The sequence below is a fragment of the Mesorhizobium sp. M0830 genome, assembly GCF_040319965.1.
Classification (GTDB): domain Bacteria; phylum Pseudomonadota; class Alphaproteobacteria; order Rhizobiales; family Rhizobiaceae; genus Mesorhizobium.
This window is the reverse complement of record NZ_JAMYOR010000008.1, coordinates 45,573-62,355: the sequence shown is the minus strand read 5'-3', so window position 1 is coordinate 62,355 and position 16,783 is coordinate 45,573. Positions and strand designations below refer to the sequence as shown.

Genomic DNA, 16,783 nt, shown 5'->3' with positions numbered 1-16,783 from the left:
GCCCCATCGAGCATGGGGTACCGACCTCCTTTGAACTATGCGTGAGGCGACCCGACATGGCCGACGACGAGATCATCCTTTCCGAGCTTTCCGACGACGAGTTGGTGCAGCAGATGCACGACGACCTCTATGACGGGTTGAAGGACGAGATCGAGGAAGGCACCAATATCCTGCTCGAGCGCGGCTGGGTGCCTTACAAGGTGCTGACCGAGGCACTGGTCGAGGGCATGCGCATCGTCGGCGAGGATTTTCGCGACGGCATCCTGTTCGTTCCCGAAGTGCTGCTGTCGGCCAATGCGATGAAGGCCGGCATGTTCATCCTGCGGCCGCTGCTCGCCGCCACTGGCGCGCCCAAGCAGGGCAAGATGGTGATCGGCACCGTCAAGGGCGACATCCACGACATCGGCAAGAACCTCGTCGGCATGATGATGGAAGGCGCCGGCTTCGACGTCATCGACCTCGGCATCAACAATGCGGTCGAGAAATACATGGCAGCGATTGAAGAGCACCAGCCCGACATCATCGGCATGTCGGCGCTGCTGACCACGACCATGCCCTACATGAAGGTCGTCATCGACACGATGAAGGAAAAGGGCATTCGCGACGACTATGTCGTGCTGGTTGGCGGCGCGCCGCTCAACGAGGAATTCGGCAAGGCCGTCAGCGCCGACGCCTATTGCCGCGACGCGGCTGTGGCAGTCGAAACCGCCAAGGACTTCATGAAGCGCAAGCACAACGTCCGCGGCTGATGGCGGCGGTATCCATCCTGCAAGACACTGGTGCCAACGCCCGCTCGATGTTGATGACCGTCAACGAGGATGTATGACCTTATGAATGCGCCATTTTCAGCGGGAGACCCTTCACGGATTGTGGGATGGAATCCCAGCCGGCAGGTGATCGACACCCAAGACGTGTACCGACTGGCTATTCTTGCACTACCAGGATTTTCCCAGCTCGGCCTTTCGTCCTTCGTGGATCCCCTTCGCCTTGCGAATTCCATCTCCGGCCGATCCGCCTTCGAGTGGACGATTGCGAGCCCGGATGGCCAGCCAGTTGAATGCGCCAGCGGGTTCATCCTTTCGGTCGGCGGTAATTTTGCCGGCACTGGAGAATGCATTCAGTCCCGCAAGGGACCAAGCATGGTCATCGTCTGCGCGGGCGAGCCGGTCCAAAAGCAGATGTCGACTTCCCTCACGAAGATTCTTCGGCTTTGCAAGCGGCAAGGGGTTTCAATCGCGGCGTTGGGTACCGCCACATGGCTGCTGGCGGAAAGCGGATTACTCGACGATACCGCTTGCACAATCCATTGGAACCAGAGGGCCGCCCTTTCGGAAAAGTTTGGCCGCCTGCAGGTTACCGACCAACTGTTCGTTCGCGATCCTCTCCTCCTGACTTGCGCAGGAGAGTTCGCGTCCTTCGACCTGGTTATGGAGCTGATCAGCGAGCGCCTTGGCAGAGACATCGCGTTGGCTGTCTGCCGACATACGACTGCCGGGCATTGGCGCCCCGCTTCGGACAGACAATCGACCATCAACGCTGGTGAAACCGGCATCTGCAAGTCGCTGGCAGACGTCATTCAAATCATGGAGGAGCATATTGAAGACCCGCTGCCGCTCCGCTACATCGCAAAATGCGTCGGCCGCTCGCAGCGTCAGATCGAACGGCTTTTCCAGCGGTCGATTACGTCGTCTCCCATGAGGTTCTACCTGCATTTGAGGCTTAGCCGCGCCAAGCGTCTCATTGAAAAGACAGAACTGCCGGTGGTCGAGATCGCCATCGCGTGCGGTTTCGCGTCGGCATCACATTTCTCGAAGTGCTTCCGCCAAGCGTTCGGCGCGAATCCGAGCGCTTGTCGATCCTGATCTTCAGCCGTGACGGTCAATTCGGCGGGCCCACAGACACGCATATTCGGCCGTTAGGAATCATCAATGTCTTCGTTTTCGATCGTGAATCACAAGATCGATCCGACCCGAGGCGCAACGGCACTCAAGGCGGACGGGACCATCGACAACAACGATCGGGTGGAAATCGGCCCTACAGATGTCGCTTTTGCTGAATGGGAGCAGCTCGGACTCACTGCCCCTAACGTCGAACGGATGAGGAAAACCCGGCTAAACCGCATCGTGCAACAGCTGCGCCAACGGGATTACGCCGGCGTGCTTTGCTTCGATCCGCTGAACATTCGATATGCGACCGACTCCTCGAACATGCATATCTGGACCATGCACAATCCGTCGCGAGCCGTGTTCGTGTCAGCGGATGGGTATGTCGTTCTCTGGGACTTTCACCGCTGCAATCATCTTTCGACCTACCTGCCGCTCATCAACGAAATCCGAGACGGTGGGGCGGGATTCTACTATTTCGTTGCCGGTGATGCAGAGGAACCAATCGCCAAACAATTCGCGGGGCAGATCGATGAATTAATGCGACGCTGTTCCGGCAAGAACCGACGTCTTGCCGTCGACAAAATCGAAATTCCCGGCCTGCGCGCGATGGAAGGAGTCGGCATCGAGGTCTGCAACGGCATGCAACTCATGGAGCATGCGAGGGCCATCAAAGGTGTCGACGAGATCAACGCGATGCGCTGCTCGCTAGCCACATGCGAAATCGCCGTTGGCAAGATGCGCGATCGTTTGCGGCCAGGCATCGCCGAAACAGAATTGTGGTCGGTTCTTCATGCCGAAAACATCGCCCGCGGCGGCGAGTGGATCGAAACGCGCATTTTGACTTCCGGCCCACGCACGAACCCGTGGATGCAAGAAGCCGGCCCTCGACGCATTATGCCAGCGGACCTGGTCGCGTTCGACACCGACATGATCGGGCCTTATGGTATGTGTGCGGATTTTTCGCGCACTTGGTATTGCGGCGACGGCAGGCCAACCGACGAACAGCGAAGGCTACACGCCATCGTGTTCGGGCACATGATGACCAACATGGCCATGCTAAAAGCTGGCGTATCATTCAACGAACTAACCGAGCGCGGCCACAAGCTCCCTGCCGAGTTCGTGGATCAGCGATATGGCGTCATGATGCACGGCATCGGTCTATGCGACGAATATCCCGCGATCCTCTATCCCGAAGACTTTATCCCGGGAGCATTCGACTATGTTCTCGAGCCGGGAATGACATTGTGCGTTGAGGCCTATATCGGTGCCGTCGGCGGCCGTGAAGGCGTAAAGCTCGAAGAGCAGGTTTTGATCACGGAGAGCGGTTTTGAAAACCTGACAAAATGCCCATTTGATCCGGCTTTGATGATCTAGCATTGTCCATCTGTGAAACTGTTCGTCGATTAGCCGTGTCCGCTTTTGAGGCAATCGCGACCGTCTCTAATTAAGTGCCGCTCTTGGACTTTGACGTCAGTCGACAGCAGGTCCGAAATGAGGCGACGCCGGATTCAATGATCGAGGAGACGAAGGCGGCAAAGCCGGGCGGTGCCCAGTAACTCTCTTGAAACAGTTCCGGGTGGATGAAGGACAGACCTTTGAAGGCATGGTCGCGCTCGACCGGTCCATACATGTGAACGCCGCAGCCGCGGCAGGCATGCCGCTGGATCAGCGCCTTCTTGTCAACTACCTTCAGCTTCGTCTTGTTTGCCGTGACCTTGACGTTGTCGCTCGGCACCACGCCGACGACCGAAAACAGCGCGTCGGCCGGCTTCCAGCATTTGGTGCAGCCGCAGGCATGGTTGTGGGCGATCTGGCCCTTGATCTTCACCTTCACCGGTTTGCTGGTGCAGGCACAGACCAGCGTGCCGCCGGCAAAGCTGGCGCTTTCCTTGGGTAGGCCATTGTCGATCTTGGGATGCAGTTTTTCCGCATTTTCTTCCTCCCTGTTTTGTCATCTCGATTAGGTCTCGATGACCACCTCAGTTTCCTTGAAATGCACCTTCAGCAGACGATGCACTTCGGTCAGGCTCCTCCTGAAAAACTGTCATGCACGAGGTAAGCGATCTCATCTTGAGCACGGTCGATCTCCTCCAGATTGATCGTGACGTGCTTTTCCTGTCGAAAGCTCCGCCAAAGATCCTCGCCAAAGTTCCGTATTCGATGGATCGTCGACTTCTCAGGGTCGACGAAGCGAATTCGAACCTCTTTCAATAAACCACCACACTCCTGATCGACTTGCCCTCATGCATGAGGTCGAAGCCCTTGTTGATGTCCTCGAGCTTCAGCGTGTGGGTGATCATCGGGTCGATCTGGATCTTGCCGTCCATGTACCAGTCGACGATCTTCGGCACGTCGGTGCGGCCGCGCGCGCCGCCAAAGGCGGTGCCCATCCAGCTGCGCCCGGTGACCAGCTGGAACGGCCGGGTCGAAATCTCCTGGCCGGCACCGGCGACGCCGATGACGACCGACTTGCCCCAGCCGCGATGCGAGGCTTCCAGCGCCTGGCGCATCACCTTGGTGTTGCCGGTGCAGTCGAATGTGTAGTCGGCGCCGCCGATCTGGTCGGCGCCGCGCTTGGTCATGTTGACGAGGTGAGGCACGATATCGCCGTCGATCTCCTTCGGATTGACGAAATGCGTCATGCCGAACCGCTCGCCCCATTCTTTCTTGTCGTTGTTGAGATCGACGCCGATGATCATGTCGGCGCCCGCAAGCTTCAGCCCCTGGATGACATTCAAGCCGATGCCGCCGAGACCGAAGACGACAGCGGTTGCACCCTGCTCGACCTTGGCGGTGTTGATGACGGCACCGATGCCGGTGGTGACCCCGCAGCCGATGTAGCAGATCTTGTCGAAGGGCGCGTCGGGATTGACTTTTGCGACCGCGATCTCGGGCAGCACGGTAAAATTGGAGAAGGTCGAGCAGCCCATATAGTGAAAGATCTTGTCCTTGCCGATCGAGAAGCGCGACGAGCCATCCGGCATCAGGCCTTGCCCCTGCGTGGCGCGGATCGCCGTGCACAGGTTGGTCTTGCGCGTCAGGCAGGACGGGCACTGCCGGCATTCCGGCGTGTAGAGCGGGATGACGTGGTCGCCCTTCTTGACCGAGGTGACGCCCTTGCCGACATCGACGACGACGCCGGCACCCTCATGGCCGAGGATGGCCGGAAACAGGCCTTCCGGATCGGCCCCCGACAAAGTGAACTCGTCGGTGTGGCAGATGCCGGTCGCCTTGATCTCGACCAGCACTTCCCCGTCGCGCGGACCATCGAGGTCGACCTCCATGATCTCCAGCGGCTTTCCAGCGGCAACGGCGACAGCGGCGCGGGTTTTCATTTGTTCTCTCCCAAGACATTGTGCCGGAGCACTTGCTCCGGCTTGCTGATTGAAATCATGCCGCGGCCTTGGCATGTCCGGCCAGGAACACACCCGACATGACCATGAACCCCTTGATGCGCTTCACGCGATCGCACCAGCGCCGGACCTCCGCGGCGATGGTCGGATGCGAGGCCGAACAGACCCAGCCACGGCCCTGCTGCTCGTCAAACCACCGATGTTCGTCGGGCATGCAGAGCAGGCGGTGCGCGCCGGCGCGGCGGCATCGATATCAAAATCGTAGAACATCGCATCGTGCAAGCGGGCGACCGAAGCGCTCGAGGTGATCCGTAGGCGAAGGCCAGCCACTAGCTGATCTCGCCGAGCAGAGCGCGATCGCCGCGCGGCTGCCAGGTGCGCGACGGATCGTATTTCAAGCCAAATAGATCTGGATCGCCTGCGCGTCGCGCAGGATTGGGACCGTCATCCTGGATGACCGGCAACTGGTCGAGCGCGTTGAGCTCCAGGAACCATTCCGGCCCAGCAAGGTTAGTGACTTTGGTAACGTTATTCCTCACGGGCCCTCCACTCTTTCCAACGGAAGTAGAGGTTCGCGCCAATCTCGGCGAACGGCGACGGTACGAGCTTTGATGGTTCCGGTTCAGCCATGAAATGCGCGGAAATCTTCGAGGGCCGGTTTAGCAAGATATCCGCGGCGGCGATGCCGGTTAGCGTGCTGCGCACCGTTCCCAAACCGTTGCAGCAGCAGGCCGAGAAAAGACCCGGCTCAAGTTCGCGCATCACCGAGACGCCGTTCCAGGTGAGGCACAGGTGTCCAGCCCAACTGTATTCCATCGGAACATCGGCGATGGCAGGAAAGCGGTCGGCGAATTTTCGCCGATGAACCTTTGCCGCACGGGCGACCGCTGACTTCGACGGCACCATTCCAGGAAGATAGCTGGCGCAGGTCCGGGTAATGATGCGGTTTCCGCCCTGTGCAGTGTCGATACGCCTCATCGTCGTACCCATCGGGTCGGATGGGGTAATGCCCCAACGAGGTTGCCCTCCCAGCCTGGAAAGGGCTTCAGCGTCGAGTTCGGAAGTCATCGAGGCGTACAGGAAAACGTGCATGAGGCGCTTGCGTGCGAAGCCGAAGCTCTCAAGGTGTCCGTTGTTGGCAAGAATGACCTTCGCGGCGGTGACATGGCCACTTGGCGTTGTAAGTATCCAATCCTGGTTCAGTCTTACGAACTTTGACACAGGGGATCTCTCAAACACGAACACGCCGTCGCGTCGAAGGCCTGTACCCAGCGACCGGATATAGCCCGCCGGCTGGATCATCACGGTTCCGGGCGTGTAAAGGCCAGAGGTGTAGTGGCGACTTCCCGTTACCTCTTGCATCGCCTTTGCGTCGAGGATCTCGCTGGGTTCGCCCAAGTCGGTAAGGTGTCTGGCGTAACTTGCGTTGAGGCTGTGCGCGGTCCCGCTGGCTGCTCCGTTGATCTTGCCCGCTGGATCAAAATAGGCGGGGTGCATTCCGTACTCTTCGACGCATTCCTTGGCGAAGCGAATGCCCGCGCGATTCAGCGCGATCATTTTCTTGTCCTCCTCCACACCTTTTCCGGCGTAATCATCGGACTGCAAATCGTGAGGCAGATCGATCATGAAGCCGGAGTTGCGGCCGGAAGCGCCTTCCGCGAGACCACCGGCCTCAAGAACCGCTATACGAAGGCTCGCGTCTTGTTGGCGCAGGCGTTTGGCGGCTGAAAGACCGGCAAAGCCGCCGCCGATTATGGCGACATCGATACGGATGTTGCCTTCGAGGGGCGCGGAACAGGGCTGGGCCGGGAGGATGGCGTTCCAGGCTGCCGGCCCCCGTTGGACCGGCAGCCTTTCAGCCTTATGGACAGTCACGCGACCGCCTCGTCCGCGTCATCGGTGAGATTAAGCCAGATAGTCTTGATTCTGGTATACTGGTCGTGGGCGTGGATGCCGTTGTCGCGGCCGCCGAAGCCGGAAGACTTGAAGCCTCCGAAGGGGGTTGTGATGTCTCCCTCCCCGAAGCTGTTGACGGTCACGGTACCCGCCCGGATCGCCCGGGCTCCCCTTATGGCTCGTTTCGCGTTCGATGTGTAGATCGACGCACACAGTCCGTATTCTGTGTCGTTCGCGAGCGTGATCGCTTCATCGAAGCTCTCGACAGTCAGCACCGTAAGGATCGGTCCGAAGATCTCTTCCCGCGCGACCTTCGCGCTGCGGTCGCTGACGTCCAGGATCGTGAGTTCCACGAACGCCCCCTTGGCCTTTCCGCCGAGCAGCACCTTCTGGCCCTTTTCGAAATAGGAGCAGACTTTTTCGAAGTGCGCCTTGGAAACCAGCGCACCCACCCGATTCTCGGGATTGAGCGGATCGCCCATCGGCCACTCCCGGGCATGCGCGATAACCCGCTTGAGGAGTTCGTCCTTGATGCCGCGTTGAACGATGAGCCGCGACGAGGCAGAGCAGTTCTGCCCCATGTTCCAGAACGCGCCGTTCACGACGTGGGCGGCGACGCGATCGATATTCTCCGCGTCGTCCAGCACGATGGCCGGGTTCTTGCCGCCCATCTCCAATGTCACTTCCTTGAGGTTCGAGTCCGCCGAATAGCGCGGAAAGCGTCTGCCGGTCTCCGTCGAGCCCGTGAACGACACCATATCCACGTTCATGTGCCGCCCAAGCGGCTCCCCGACTTCGGAGCCACCGCCCGGCAGCACGTTGAAGACGCCGGAGGGGATGCCCGCTTCCATCGCAAGCTCGGCGACACGCAGCGCGGTCAAGGTCGTTTCCTTGGCCGGCTTGACGATGATCGAGTTGCCCGCGGCGAGTGCCGGTCCGATCTTCCAGGCCAGCATCAGCAGCGGGAAATTCCAGGGCAGGACCAAGCCCACCACGCCGACGGGTTCGCGGACGATCATCGCAATGTGGTTGTCTGAGGCCGGCGCCACCTGATCGTAGATCTTGTCGATCAGTTCCGCATGCCAGGCAAGGCAGTAGATGGTTTCAGGGACATCGACGTTCTCGCAATCGTAGATCGTCTTGCCGCTGTCGAGGCTTTCCAGAACGGCCAGTTCGTGGGCATTGCGCCTCATGAGCTTGGTGAGACGGATGAGGGCGTCCTTACGTGCCGACGGATGAAGGCGCGACCACCGACCGTCCTCGAACGCGTCTCGCGCCTTTTGTACGGCAAAGTCGACGTCCTCGGGACCGCAGGAGGCAACCTTTGCCAGCACCTTGCCCGTGGCCGGGTTGGTCGTTTCGAATGTTTTCCCCGAGATTGCCGGTCTGAAGCTGCCGTCGATGAAGGCCTGTGTCGGAAACTCCAACTTGGCGGCAATCGCCACATATTCGTCGTGTGTCAGAAGATTGCCCATGCTCATGCCTCCGCTTCTATGTCCGCAATCGTGCGCTTCAGAACCCGCACAACCTGTTCCAGTTGGCGCCTATCGTCCTTGTTCAATCCCTTAAGCGGTGGCCGTGGGGGGCCGGCATGGAACCCGCCCATTTCGCAGCCGTGCTTGATGCATTGAATGAATTTCCCCCCCTGCTCCAGCACGCGCATCAAAGGCATCAGGGCGGACATGATGCGACGCCCCTTGGTGAAATTGCCCTCGACCGCACATGCGCGGTAAAGCGCGAGATGTTCCTTCGGCAGGAAGTTCGAGCCCCCGCAGACCCAACTGCGCGCTCCCCAGGCAAAGAACTCCAAGGCCTGGTCGTCCATTCCGCAGGACATCTGGATGTGCGGATAGTCGCGGGCGAGCAGATGTACCCGGTTGATGTCGCCGGAGCTCTCCTTGATGGCGCAGAAATTTCGGCTGCGGGCGACGCGGTCGAGGAAATCCTCGCCCATGTTAATCCCCATGCGGCCCGGGTAGTTATAGAGCATGATCGGGAGGTCCGCCGCCCGGTCGATCGCCAAGGCGTTGAGGGCGTTTTCGCGCTCCGTTGGCACCGAATAGGGCGGCGATCCGACGAGAATGGCCGAAGCGCCGATCCTGGCTGCTGTCTCGGCCATCAGGATCGAGTCCGGGAGACGGATAGCGACTGTGCCGATGGTAAGAGACACGCGATCGCCAATGACTTCCTTGGCGAACTTAGCCATTTCGACGCGTTCGTCCATCGACTGCGCATAGTATTCGCCCGTCGACCCGCCGCTGATGATGCCGTGCACACCTGATGCTATTAGGTGCTCGACAATTTTGGAGAACGCATCGCGATCGATTGAACCATCGTCACGATGTGGCGTGATGACGGGAGTGTATATCCCTTCGAATTTCATCAAATTCTCCTCAACCTATTCTGTCAGGCACCCGTCCTAGTCGGACGAAAAAACTTGCCGGCGAGACGAAGCTTTCGCTGCAGCTGGGCTTTTCACCCTAGTCCCGGCCCGACCCAAACTGGCACCATTGCCCGGCATTCCTGCGGCGAAAGGCCATTGATGATGCGGAAGCATTTGGCAAAATGTGACGCCGACATAAACCCGCAGGCAACGGCAATATCGATGATGGGCATTCGCGTGCCTTCGATCAGGCGCTTGGCTTGGTCGACCCTGATCCGGAGGTAGTGACGAGCAGGTGGCTGATTTATGTGAGTTGCGAACAGGCGTTCAAGCTGCCGGCGGGAAATTCCAACCCGATCCGCAATATCACCCATCAAAAGCGGAATTTCGACATTCTCTTCCATGATGCGCATTGCCATCGCCAGCTTGTCGCAGACGCCTGCAAACGCCAGACCTGAAGGACCCGTCTGGCGGTTCGAACCGGATCGCTGGCCCTCTACCGTGGCATGACGGCACACCTCCTGGGCGATGTAGGCGCCCGCGTGACTGGCGATGAGATCCACCGCGAGGTCGAAGGCCGCCAATTCACCGGCGCAGCTTGAATATTGGCCATCCCTGACGAACAGGGAATCACGGATGCGTGGCTTGTGAAAAATCTCGGAGAAAGCCGCGAGGCGTGACCAATGAATGGTGCAACGGGTATCCGTGAGCAGGCCCGTCTGGGCGAGCAGCCACGTCGCCGTGCCCACCGCCGATATCGATACCCCGCGCCGCGCCAGAAGCCGGAGGAACGCGTTCAGCTGAGGCGTCATCTGATTGTCGACCGGTTCCCCCGCCACGATGGCGAACTGGTTCAGCCTGCAGCTGTTGGACCCGCCCGCTGTCAATTCCTTGACTGTCACGTCCACCGGTATCGAAAGCCCGTTGGCGCCCAAGACCGCTTGGCCGTCGATCCCAGCAATCCGCCAGCGGAAGAGAGGAAGCCGGGAAACCGTGTTGGCTATGCGGAAGGGCTCGATATAGGCGTGAAGCGCCAGATGGGAAAATCCCTGCAACACGAGCACGGCAATTTCATGCGGCTCCCCCGACTCCTGAAGCGCAGCGTCAAGGTGGACGGGGCTGCTGGTTTCGTGGATGCGGGCCGGAGCGTTCATCAGCAACCATAGCTCGCTACCGGGACGCCAAAGACGCCGGCTTCTGGCTTGACCCCGAGGCCCGATCGCTGCGGCACGGCGATATAACCGTTTTCTATGACCACGGGGTTCGTATTGTCGTAGTGCCCATCGATGTATTCTTGCGCGATCCACGCCCCTTCAAAGCGACGTGGCTCGACCGTGGAAGCAAGATGAGCGCAGGCGGCTGCGATAACGTCGCCGCCCCAAGCGTCGTCGCAAGTGTGCGGCAGCGACCGGATCGAACACATGTCGCGGGCGGTCATCATTTTGGTTAGTCCGCCCAGCCGTGTGACTTTGAAGCCAAAACCATCGGCGATGCCGGATGAGATGGCCCGCAATACTGCATTCAGATCTTCGGTGTTCTCGTCCAGATAGATGGGATGGGTAAACCTTCCCCGCAGAGTCGCGACCTCTTCCATGCTGTTGCAGGGCTGCTCGAACACACATGGGATGTTTTGGCAAAGCCGATCCAATTGCAGCGCAGACGCAACGGACATGCCACGATTGCCGTCCACAACGATGCTTGCCTTGAGGCCCACAGCTTCCCAGACCTTATGCACCGTTGCTGCGTCCTTCTCCAGGTTGCGACCTCCAATCTTGATCTGGATACGCGGGTAGCCCGCTCTGACCTTGTCTGCCGCGATACGCGCGGTTTCGTCTGGAGAGCCCACAATCAGGGAGTAGTAAGACGGCACGCGGTCTGTAAGTGCTCCGCCCAGCAGCGTCGACACCGGCACATCAAGACGCTGGCCAATGAGGTCGAGGAACGCTATGTCGAACGCGGCCTTGGCATAGTTGTGCCCATTCAGTCTCTCATCCATCCGCTTGGCAAGATGTCGCGGCGACTGGGTCGACCCTCCAATCAGGCCCGGCGCGATCTCCGCTATCGCCGCCCGAGCGCCCAGCGCGTGATGGGGTTGATAGACTGATCCGACGGGGCAGGTTTCGCCCCATCCCGTAGTGCCGTCATCCGTCACAACCTCGACAAGTGTGCTGTCCAATGAGTGGACGTCGGCGCTCGCCATCTTGTACGCGCCACCCTTGATGGGAAGCTGGGCCGAGTAGACGTTGATCCTGTTGATGCGCATGACGACGCTCAATAATCGTCGTTGAGTGCGTCTACCGCCGGGATTTCGCGCGAGCGTCGATCAATATAGGCGCGCAGTTCTTCATCTTTGGCCTGGTCCAGCGTGGGCTCCTGGTACTCTCCCAAAAGGTGCTTCGCATGGTCGAGCGCCCTTTGCTTTATGTCCTTGGACCCGTCGACCTTCCATTGCTCGATCGAATTGTTGTCGAACAGTTTTGGTATGAAAAATGCGCGTTCGAAGTTGGCCTGGGTATGCGGATGGCCGAGATAGTGGCCACCGGGTCCAACGTCACGGATGGCGGCCAAGGCCTCGTCGAAATCATCCCAGTGGATACCTTGGGTCATGCGATAGCCCATGGCACAAACCTCGGCATCGACGACGAACTTCGCGATGGAACAATGCATCCCGGCTTCGTTCCAGCCCGCCGAGTGCCAGATGTAGTTGGCGCCGGACATCAGCACCGCCATCATTGTCATGGCGCTTTCGTAGCCGGCCTGCGCATCGAAAATCTTGGCGCCGCCGAGCAGGTTCGATGTGCGCCACGGGACGTTGTAACGTCGCGCCATCTGGCCGATCATGAAGTTCATCAGCGATATCTCGGGCGTTCCAGCCATCGGGGCGCCGGACTGCATGGAGACCGTCGACAGGTAATGCCCGTAGATGGCCGGGCAGCCCTTGCGGATCACTTGGGTGTAGGCGAGTGCCGACAGTGCCTCGGCATTAAGCTGCGCCACCGCAGCCGCCGTCGACGCGGGCGTGTTTGCGCCGCCCAGCACGAATGGCGAGCACAGCACTGGCTGGTTGCGCCGGCAGAACGCCCGCATGGCGCCGAGCATGACCTGGTCCCACACGAGCGGAGAATTGCCGTTGCAGTTTCCTGTCGTGACCGCATGCGTTTCCATGAAGCCTTTGCCAAAGAGAATCTCGCACATGTCGAGCACGTCCTCGGCGTTCTTGGGCGAGGTGGTCATGCCCATGAAAATCTTGTCGGAATGCTTCATCGACGAGTAGGTGATGTGCAGATGTCGGTGCGCTACGACGATATCCATCGGCTCGACGATGTGGTGCGCCGATGAGTGCAGCGCCGGCATCATGTGCGCCAGCTTGTGGAAGGTTCCCAGGTCCGCAATGGTCGGGCCGCGACGCACGTCGTCAAGATCACGCATGTAAGGCGCGCCGGTCATCGGCACGAAGATCGAATTCGGACCTCCCAGCTGGACGTTTTTCGCCGGGTTACGAGCGAAATACTCAATGTCGGCCGGGATTGTTTTGATCAGATTCATTACCAACCCGCGATCCAGATGGACCCGCTCACCGCGAACGTCGGCGCCTGCTCTCTTCCAGTCCTCAAGAGCGATCGGGTCGCGGAACACCACCCCTACCTCTTCCAGGATCGCCAGCGACGCTTCGTGAATACGTTCTACCTGCTCTGCATCCATGGGCTCGACTACGGGTAGCCCGCGCTTGAGCGTCGGCAGCATCTCCACTTTGGGCGCGGTCCGAATAATCCGGCGCGCATCGCGCCCTCCCCTTCGAGAGAGTTGCGCGTCTACGGTCATGCGGGCCTCCAAAAAGATACAACAATGCGGGCCGCAGCCGGACCGCGCGCGACTATTGCTGCAACCCGCCGATTTGACCTACTGCAAAAGTCTCACGCGCGGGTTGACTTATCTGCGGAAGTCCGTGGCTTCGCCACGTCGCTCGCGATGGATCACCATCGTCAGGAGAAACGCAGCTCATCACTGAAAGCTGGCCCGTAACACCCCCTGCAGAACTCTCGCCTTTAATGAGTTGCGACGGTCAGCATGTTCAGCGTGAAAATACCTGCAGTCCCGACGGCGCCAGCTTTCGGAAGGTGCGATCTGGTGTATGCATGGCAAAGATCGCTACGTCGTGTCGACGTCTCGCCTACGTCTTGCCGAAATCGCTGCGCGGCTCGGTTTTGGAATGTTTGGAGCCCAAGATGGTTCGCCGATACTATGACCTGCCTTCCCTGACAGCTCTCGCCGTCTTCGAAGCTTCCGCCAGGCACCTGTCATTCAAACTGGCGGCAGGAGAGCTGAACGTGACTCCCGGAGCGGTCAGCAGGCAGGTCAAGGCGGTCGAGGACGAACTTGGCGTTCAGTTGTTTGTGAGGCTGGGCTCAGGGGTGATACTGACGAGCGCCGGCGAGGAACTTTATGGCGTTCTGGCGAGCGGCTTTTCGCGCGCAGCCGAAATTGTGCGCACCGTCAAGCGCGGCGATCGCTCCAAGAACGTCACGCTCGCCTGTTCCGACGCCTTTGCTACAATGTGGCTGATACCGCGCATGCCCGATTTCTGGACACGGTACGGCGAGATTGCGGTCGATCATCTGATTTCCGACAATCCGCGCGACTATCGAAGGGCCGAGGTGGAGTTGCGCATCCGATACGGATTCGGCTCGTGGCCTGACGAGAATGCCGAGCTTCTTTTCAGCGAAACCATCTATCCGGTCTGCGGGGTGGAATTTGCCACAGTGCATCGAGACGCGACGGCAGCATCCTTGCCGGATCTTCCCCTGCTGCATGTCGACTGGGTTGACCCAAACTGGGCGGTCTGGGACGAGGTCTTGCGTCGTGCGGCCGTGCCTCACGGTCCGACCCGCGGCCGCCGATTCGGCAAGTTCCTTGTAGCCATGCAGGCGGCTCAGGCTGACCAGGGCGTTGCGCTGGGCTGGCATCGGCTCGTGAAGTCACAGATCGAGGACGGCAAACTAGTCAGGCTGACCGAACTCGAGCTTCCGGCGCCAGGGGCCTATTATCTCACCTGGAACGATAACCGCACGCTTTCGCCCGCTGCCGAAATCCTGCGAAGCTGGATACGAGAAATCGCTGCGCAGGAACGAAGCACCTAAAGTTCTTCCGCACCAAAGCGCTCCTGGTTTGGATGTCACGGCGATCCTGTCGTCAACGTCGCATAGGCAGCGGTCTTCCGAGGTAACACCAGGTTATTAGAAGTAATCCGAAAGCAATATTATTGCAGTTGAGGAGATCGGACCGAATGGGCCAAGGTCCGCCTGTCTCCCTCCATCAAACCAAGGTGCTCAATGTCCGTAGATCTCGTTGCCAAACTGGACGACAAGCTGCGTGCGAAGCGCGAAAGCTTCGAAAAGATTCCGGTGATCGACATCGCCCCACTTCTCGATGGTAGCAACAAGCAGGCGGTGGCCAAGCAGATACGTTGGGCGCTGTCGAACACTGGCTTCATGTACGTGAAGAACCATGGGATCCCCCAGGAGTTCGTCGATTCGGTGTTCGACGTGAGCCGCCGGTTTTTTGATTTGCCCATGACCCAGAAGATGGAGCTGCACGTAAGCAAATCGGATGTCGCGCTGCGCGGATACATCGAGCCATTCGGGGAAAACACCGATCCAGGCAAGACGAAAGACCTCAAAGAGTGCTTTGATATCGGCCCTGAGCGCTCGACCCTGGAAGGTCCGTTTTTTGGCTCCAACCAGTGGCCCTCAACTCTGCCCGAGTTTTCCGAGCTGACATACGCATACCATCAGAAAATGGTCGTCCTCGCGAAAACGCTGTTGAGGGGCATCGCGCTCAGTCTGGACTTGCAGGAAGATCATTTCGAGAAACTGATGCAAAACCCGATCAGTATCCAGCGCCTTCTCCACTACCCTCCGCAAGGGGGTTATGTCGGGGAAAACATCATCGGTATCGGTGCGCACACCGATTATGGCAATCTGACCATTCTGGCGCAGGACGACGTCGGCGGCCTGCAGGTCATGAACCGAGATGGCGACTGGGTAGAGGGGACGCCCATCCACGGCACCTTCGTCATCAACATTGGCGACCTGATCCAACGGCTCACCAATGATGTCTATCTGGCGAACATGCACCGCGTGGTCAACACCACTGGGCGGGAGCGTTATTCGATCCCGTTCTTTATCGATGCTGATTTCGATGCAATCATCGAACCCCTGGCGTCATGCGTCACGGATGGCAACCCGCGTCGCTATAAGCCGGTGACTTGTGGAGAGCACAAATTCGGGCGTTTCGCAGCAAGCTACGCCCACTTGGCCAAGGCATAGCGGGCGCGGTGATGTGAAGGCGCCCGAAAAAGTCAGCGAGCAAGAGAGCCGCTGCTCAAGAGCCTTTGGCGAGCCAACTCGCAAAAAGCCGCGCTTTCGAACCTGCCCTGGGATGGATTTTCAGAAAAAATGCCCTGGGTGAGGGAATATTGTCGGGCACAAGTGTGACAAGCCGACCCTGTTCGATCAGGCTTTTGACCAATCCATCCCACCCCAATACCGCCCCGATATCATCCTGGGCGGCTTGGAGGGCAATCATGTAGTTGTTCACGGAAAACCTGCGGCCCTTTGGGATGGTGTGTCCAAGCGCTTGAAACCAGTCCGGCCAGTTCGTCCAGTCGGTTTCCTCGTTGTTCGTATGAATCAAGGGCGCCTTGAGCAGATCCTCAACGCGCCCAATGCCGTGCTCGGCCGCGAATTTTGGGGTTCCGAGCGCGACAATGCGATCTTGAAAGAGCTTGTGACACTCCTCCTGATTCTCCTGCTCATCCCCGTATTGAATACTTAGATCGCAGCGGATAGCTGTTCCAGGCACGTCGCTGACGATCTGTGAGACAGTGATGGTGGGATGGCTTTTCCAGAAGGCTGAAATCTTCGGTGTAAGCCAGAGCGAACTGACGGCCGTCGTTGTCCGGATGGTCACGTCAGCGGTTTCCGGGCGGTCACGCATGTGAGTAACGGCGTCGGAAATCGTCTCAAGCCCGCGCTGAACCGCAACGAACAAGAATGCCCCTTTCTCAGTCAATTCGACACCGCGGCTCATGCGCAGAAACAGGTTGCATCCCAAGTCACCCTCAAGCGCCTTGATTTGATGACTGATCGCCGCGGGTGTCACGTTCAATTCCTGAGCAGCCTTCTTGAAACTCGCATTTCGGGCGGCCGCCTCGAAGCAGATGAGAGCGGTCACCGAGGAGAGATCGTACGGTCTTGGCATCGGGG

At 59.2% G+C, this 16,783-nt stretch carries 13 protein-coding genes and 2 pseudogenes; 5 read left to right on the top strand and 10 right to left on the bottom strand.

The window, feature by feature from the left end; translation table 11 throughout:
* Positions 1 to 56: 56 nt before the first annotated feature.
* From NKI20_RS07450 to dddP, 3 genes are all read left to right on the top strand, one after another.
* Positions 57 to 749 carry a cobalamin B12-binding domain-containing protein gene (locus tag NKI20_RS07450; protein WP_352829506.1) on the top strand — a complete coding sequence of 231 codons (693 nt, stop codon included), beginning with the start codon at positions 57 to 59 and terminating at the stop codon, positions 747 to 749.
* Between the two features lie 81 nt (positions 750 to 830).
* Complete coding sequence (locus NKI20_RS07445) at positions 831 to 1,862, top strand: GlxA family transcriptional regulator (protein ID WP_352829504.1); 1,032 nt, start codon at positions 831 to 833, stop codon at positions 1,860 to 1,862.
* A gap of 66 nt (positions 1,863 to 1,928) precedes the next feature.
* The gene (dddP, locus tag NKI20_RS07440; protein ID WP_352829502.1) at positions 1,929 to 3,260 is read left to right on the top strand and encodes a dimethylsulfonioproprionate lyase DddP; all 1,332 of its coding nucleotides are present in this window, start codon (positions 1,929 to 1,931) and stop codon (positions 3,258 to 3,260) included.
* Positions 3,261 to 3,384: 124 nt separating this feature from the next.
* On the opposite strand, the pseudogene gfa reads toward dddP, so the two are convergent.
* From gfa to NKI20_RS07395, 9 genes and pseudogenes are all read right to left on the bottom strand, one after another.
* A pseudogene (gfa, locus tag NKI20_RS07435) lies at positions 3,385 to 3,807 on the bottom strand (S-(hydroxymethyl)glutathione synthase); the annotation flags it as partial.
* A 286-nt stretch (positions 3,808 to 4,093) separates the two neighbouring features.
* Positions 4,094 to 5,221, bottom strand: a complete 1,128-nt coding sequence (locus NKI20_RS07430; protein ID WP_352829500.1) for an S-(hydroxymethyl)glutathione dehydrogenase/class III alcohol dehydrogenase — start codon at positions 5,219 to 5,221, stop codon at positions 4,094 to 4,096.
* 55 nt (positions 5,222 to 5,276) lie between these two features.
* Positions 5,277 to 5,736 (bottom strand): annotated as a pseudogene (locus NKI20_RS07425) (glutathione S-transferase family protein); the annotation flags it as partial.
* Between the two features lie 31 nt (positions 5,737 to 5,767).
* Positions 5,768 to 7,114 carry an NAD(P)/FAD-dependent oxidoreductase gene (locus tag NKI20_RS07420; protein ID WP_352829498.1) on the bottom strand — a complete coding sequence of 449 codons (1,347 nt, stop codon included), beginning with the start codon at positions 7,112 to 7,114 and terminating at the stop codon, positions 5,768 to 5,770.
* On the bottom strand, positions 7,111 to 8,610 hold the full coding sequence (locus NKI20_RS07415; RefSeq protein WP_352829496.1) for an aldehyde dehydrogenase: 1,500 nt from the start codon (positions 8,608 to 8,610) through the stop codon (positions 7,111 to 7,113). Before NKI20_RS07415 ends, NKI20_RS07420 begins: the two co-directional genes overlap by 4 nt.
* A 2-nt stretch (positions 8,611 to 8,612) precedes the next feature.
* On the bottom strand, positions 8,613 to 9,518 hold the full coding sequence (locus tag NKI20_RS07410; protein WP_352829494.1) for a dihydrodipicolinate synthase family protein: 906 nt from the start codon (positions 9,516 to 9,518) through the stop codon (positions 8,613 to 8,615).
* 92 nt (positions 9,519 to 9,610) lie between these two features.
* Entirely contained in the window at positions 9,611 to 10,672 is a 1,062-nt protein-coding gene (locus tag NKI20_RS07405) for a GlxA family transcriptional regulator (RefSeq protein ID WP_352829613.1), read from the bottom strand.
* Entirely contained in the window at positions 10,672 to 11,781 is a 1,110-nt protein-coding gene (locus NKI20_RS07400; RefSeq protein ID WP_352829492.1) for a mandelate racemase/muconate lactonizing enzyme family protein, read from the bottom strand. The genes NKI20_RS07405 and NKI20_RS07400 overlap by 1 nt, the downstream gene beginning before the upstream one ends.
* A gap of 8 nt (positions 11,782 to 11,789) precedes the next feature.
* Entirely contained in the window at positions 11,790 to 13,340 is a 1,551-nt protein-coding gene (locus NKI20_RS07395) for a trimethylamine methyltransferase family protein (protein ID WP_352829490.1), read from the bottom strand.
* A 404-nt stretch (positions 13,341 to 13,744) separates the two neighbouring features.
* Here NKI20_RS07395 and NKI20_RS07390 point away from each other — a divergent pair, with 404 nt between their 5' ends.
* Both NKI20_RS07390 and NKI20_RS07385 read left to right on the top strand, forming a co-directional pair.
* Entirely contained in the window at positions 13,745 to 14,656 is a 912-nt protein-coding gene (locus tag NKI20_RS07390) for a LysR substrate-binding domain-containing protein (RefSeq protein WP_352829488.1), read from the top strand.
* 192 nt (positions 14,657 to 14,848) lie between these two features.
* On the top strand, positions 14,849 to 15,844 hold the full coding sequence (locus tag NKI20_RS07385) for an isopenicillin N synthase family dioxygenase (protein ID WP_352829486.1): 996 nt from the start codon (positions 14,849 to 14,851) through the stop codon (positions 15,842 to 15,844).
* A 55-nt stretch (positions 15,845 to 15,899) separates the two neighbouring features.
* On the opposite strand, the gene NKI20_RS07380 is transcribed toward NKI20_RS07385, so the two are convergent.
* Positions 15,900 to 16,778, bottom strand: a complete 879-nt coding sequence (locus tag NKI20_RS07380; protein WP_352829484.1) for a LysR family transcriptional regulator — start codon at positions 16,776 to 16,778, stop codon at positions 15,900 to 15,902.
* Positions 16,779 to 16,783: the final 5 nt, after the last annotated feature.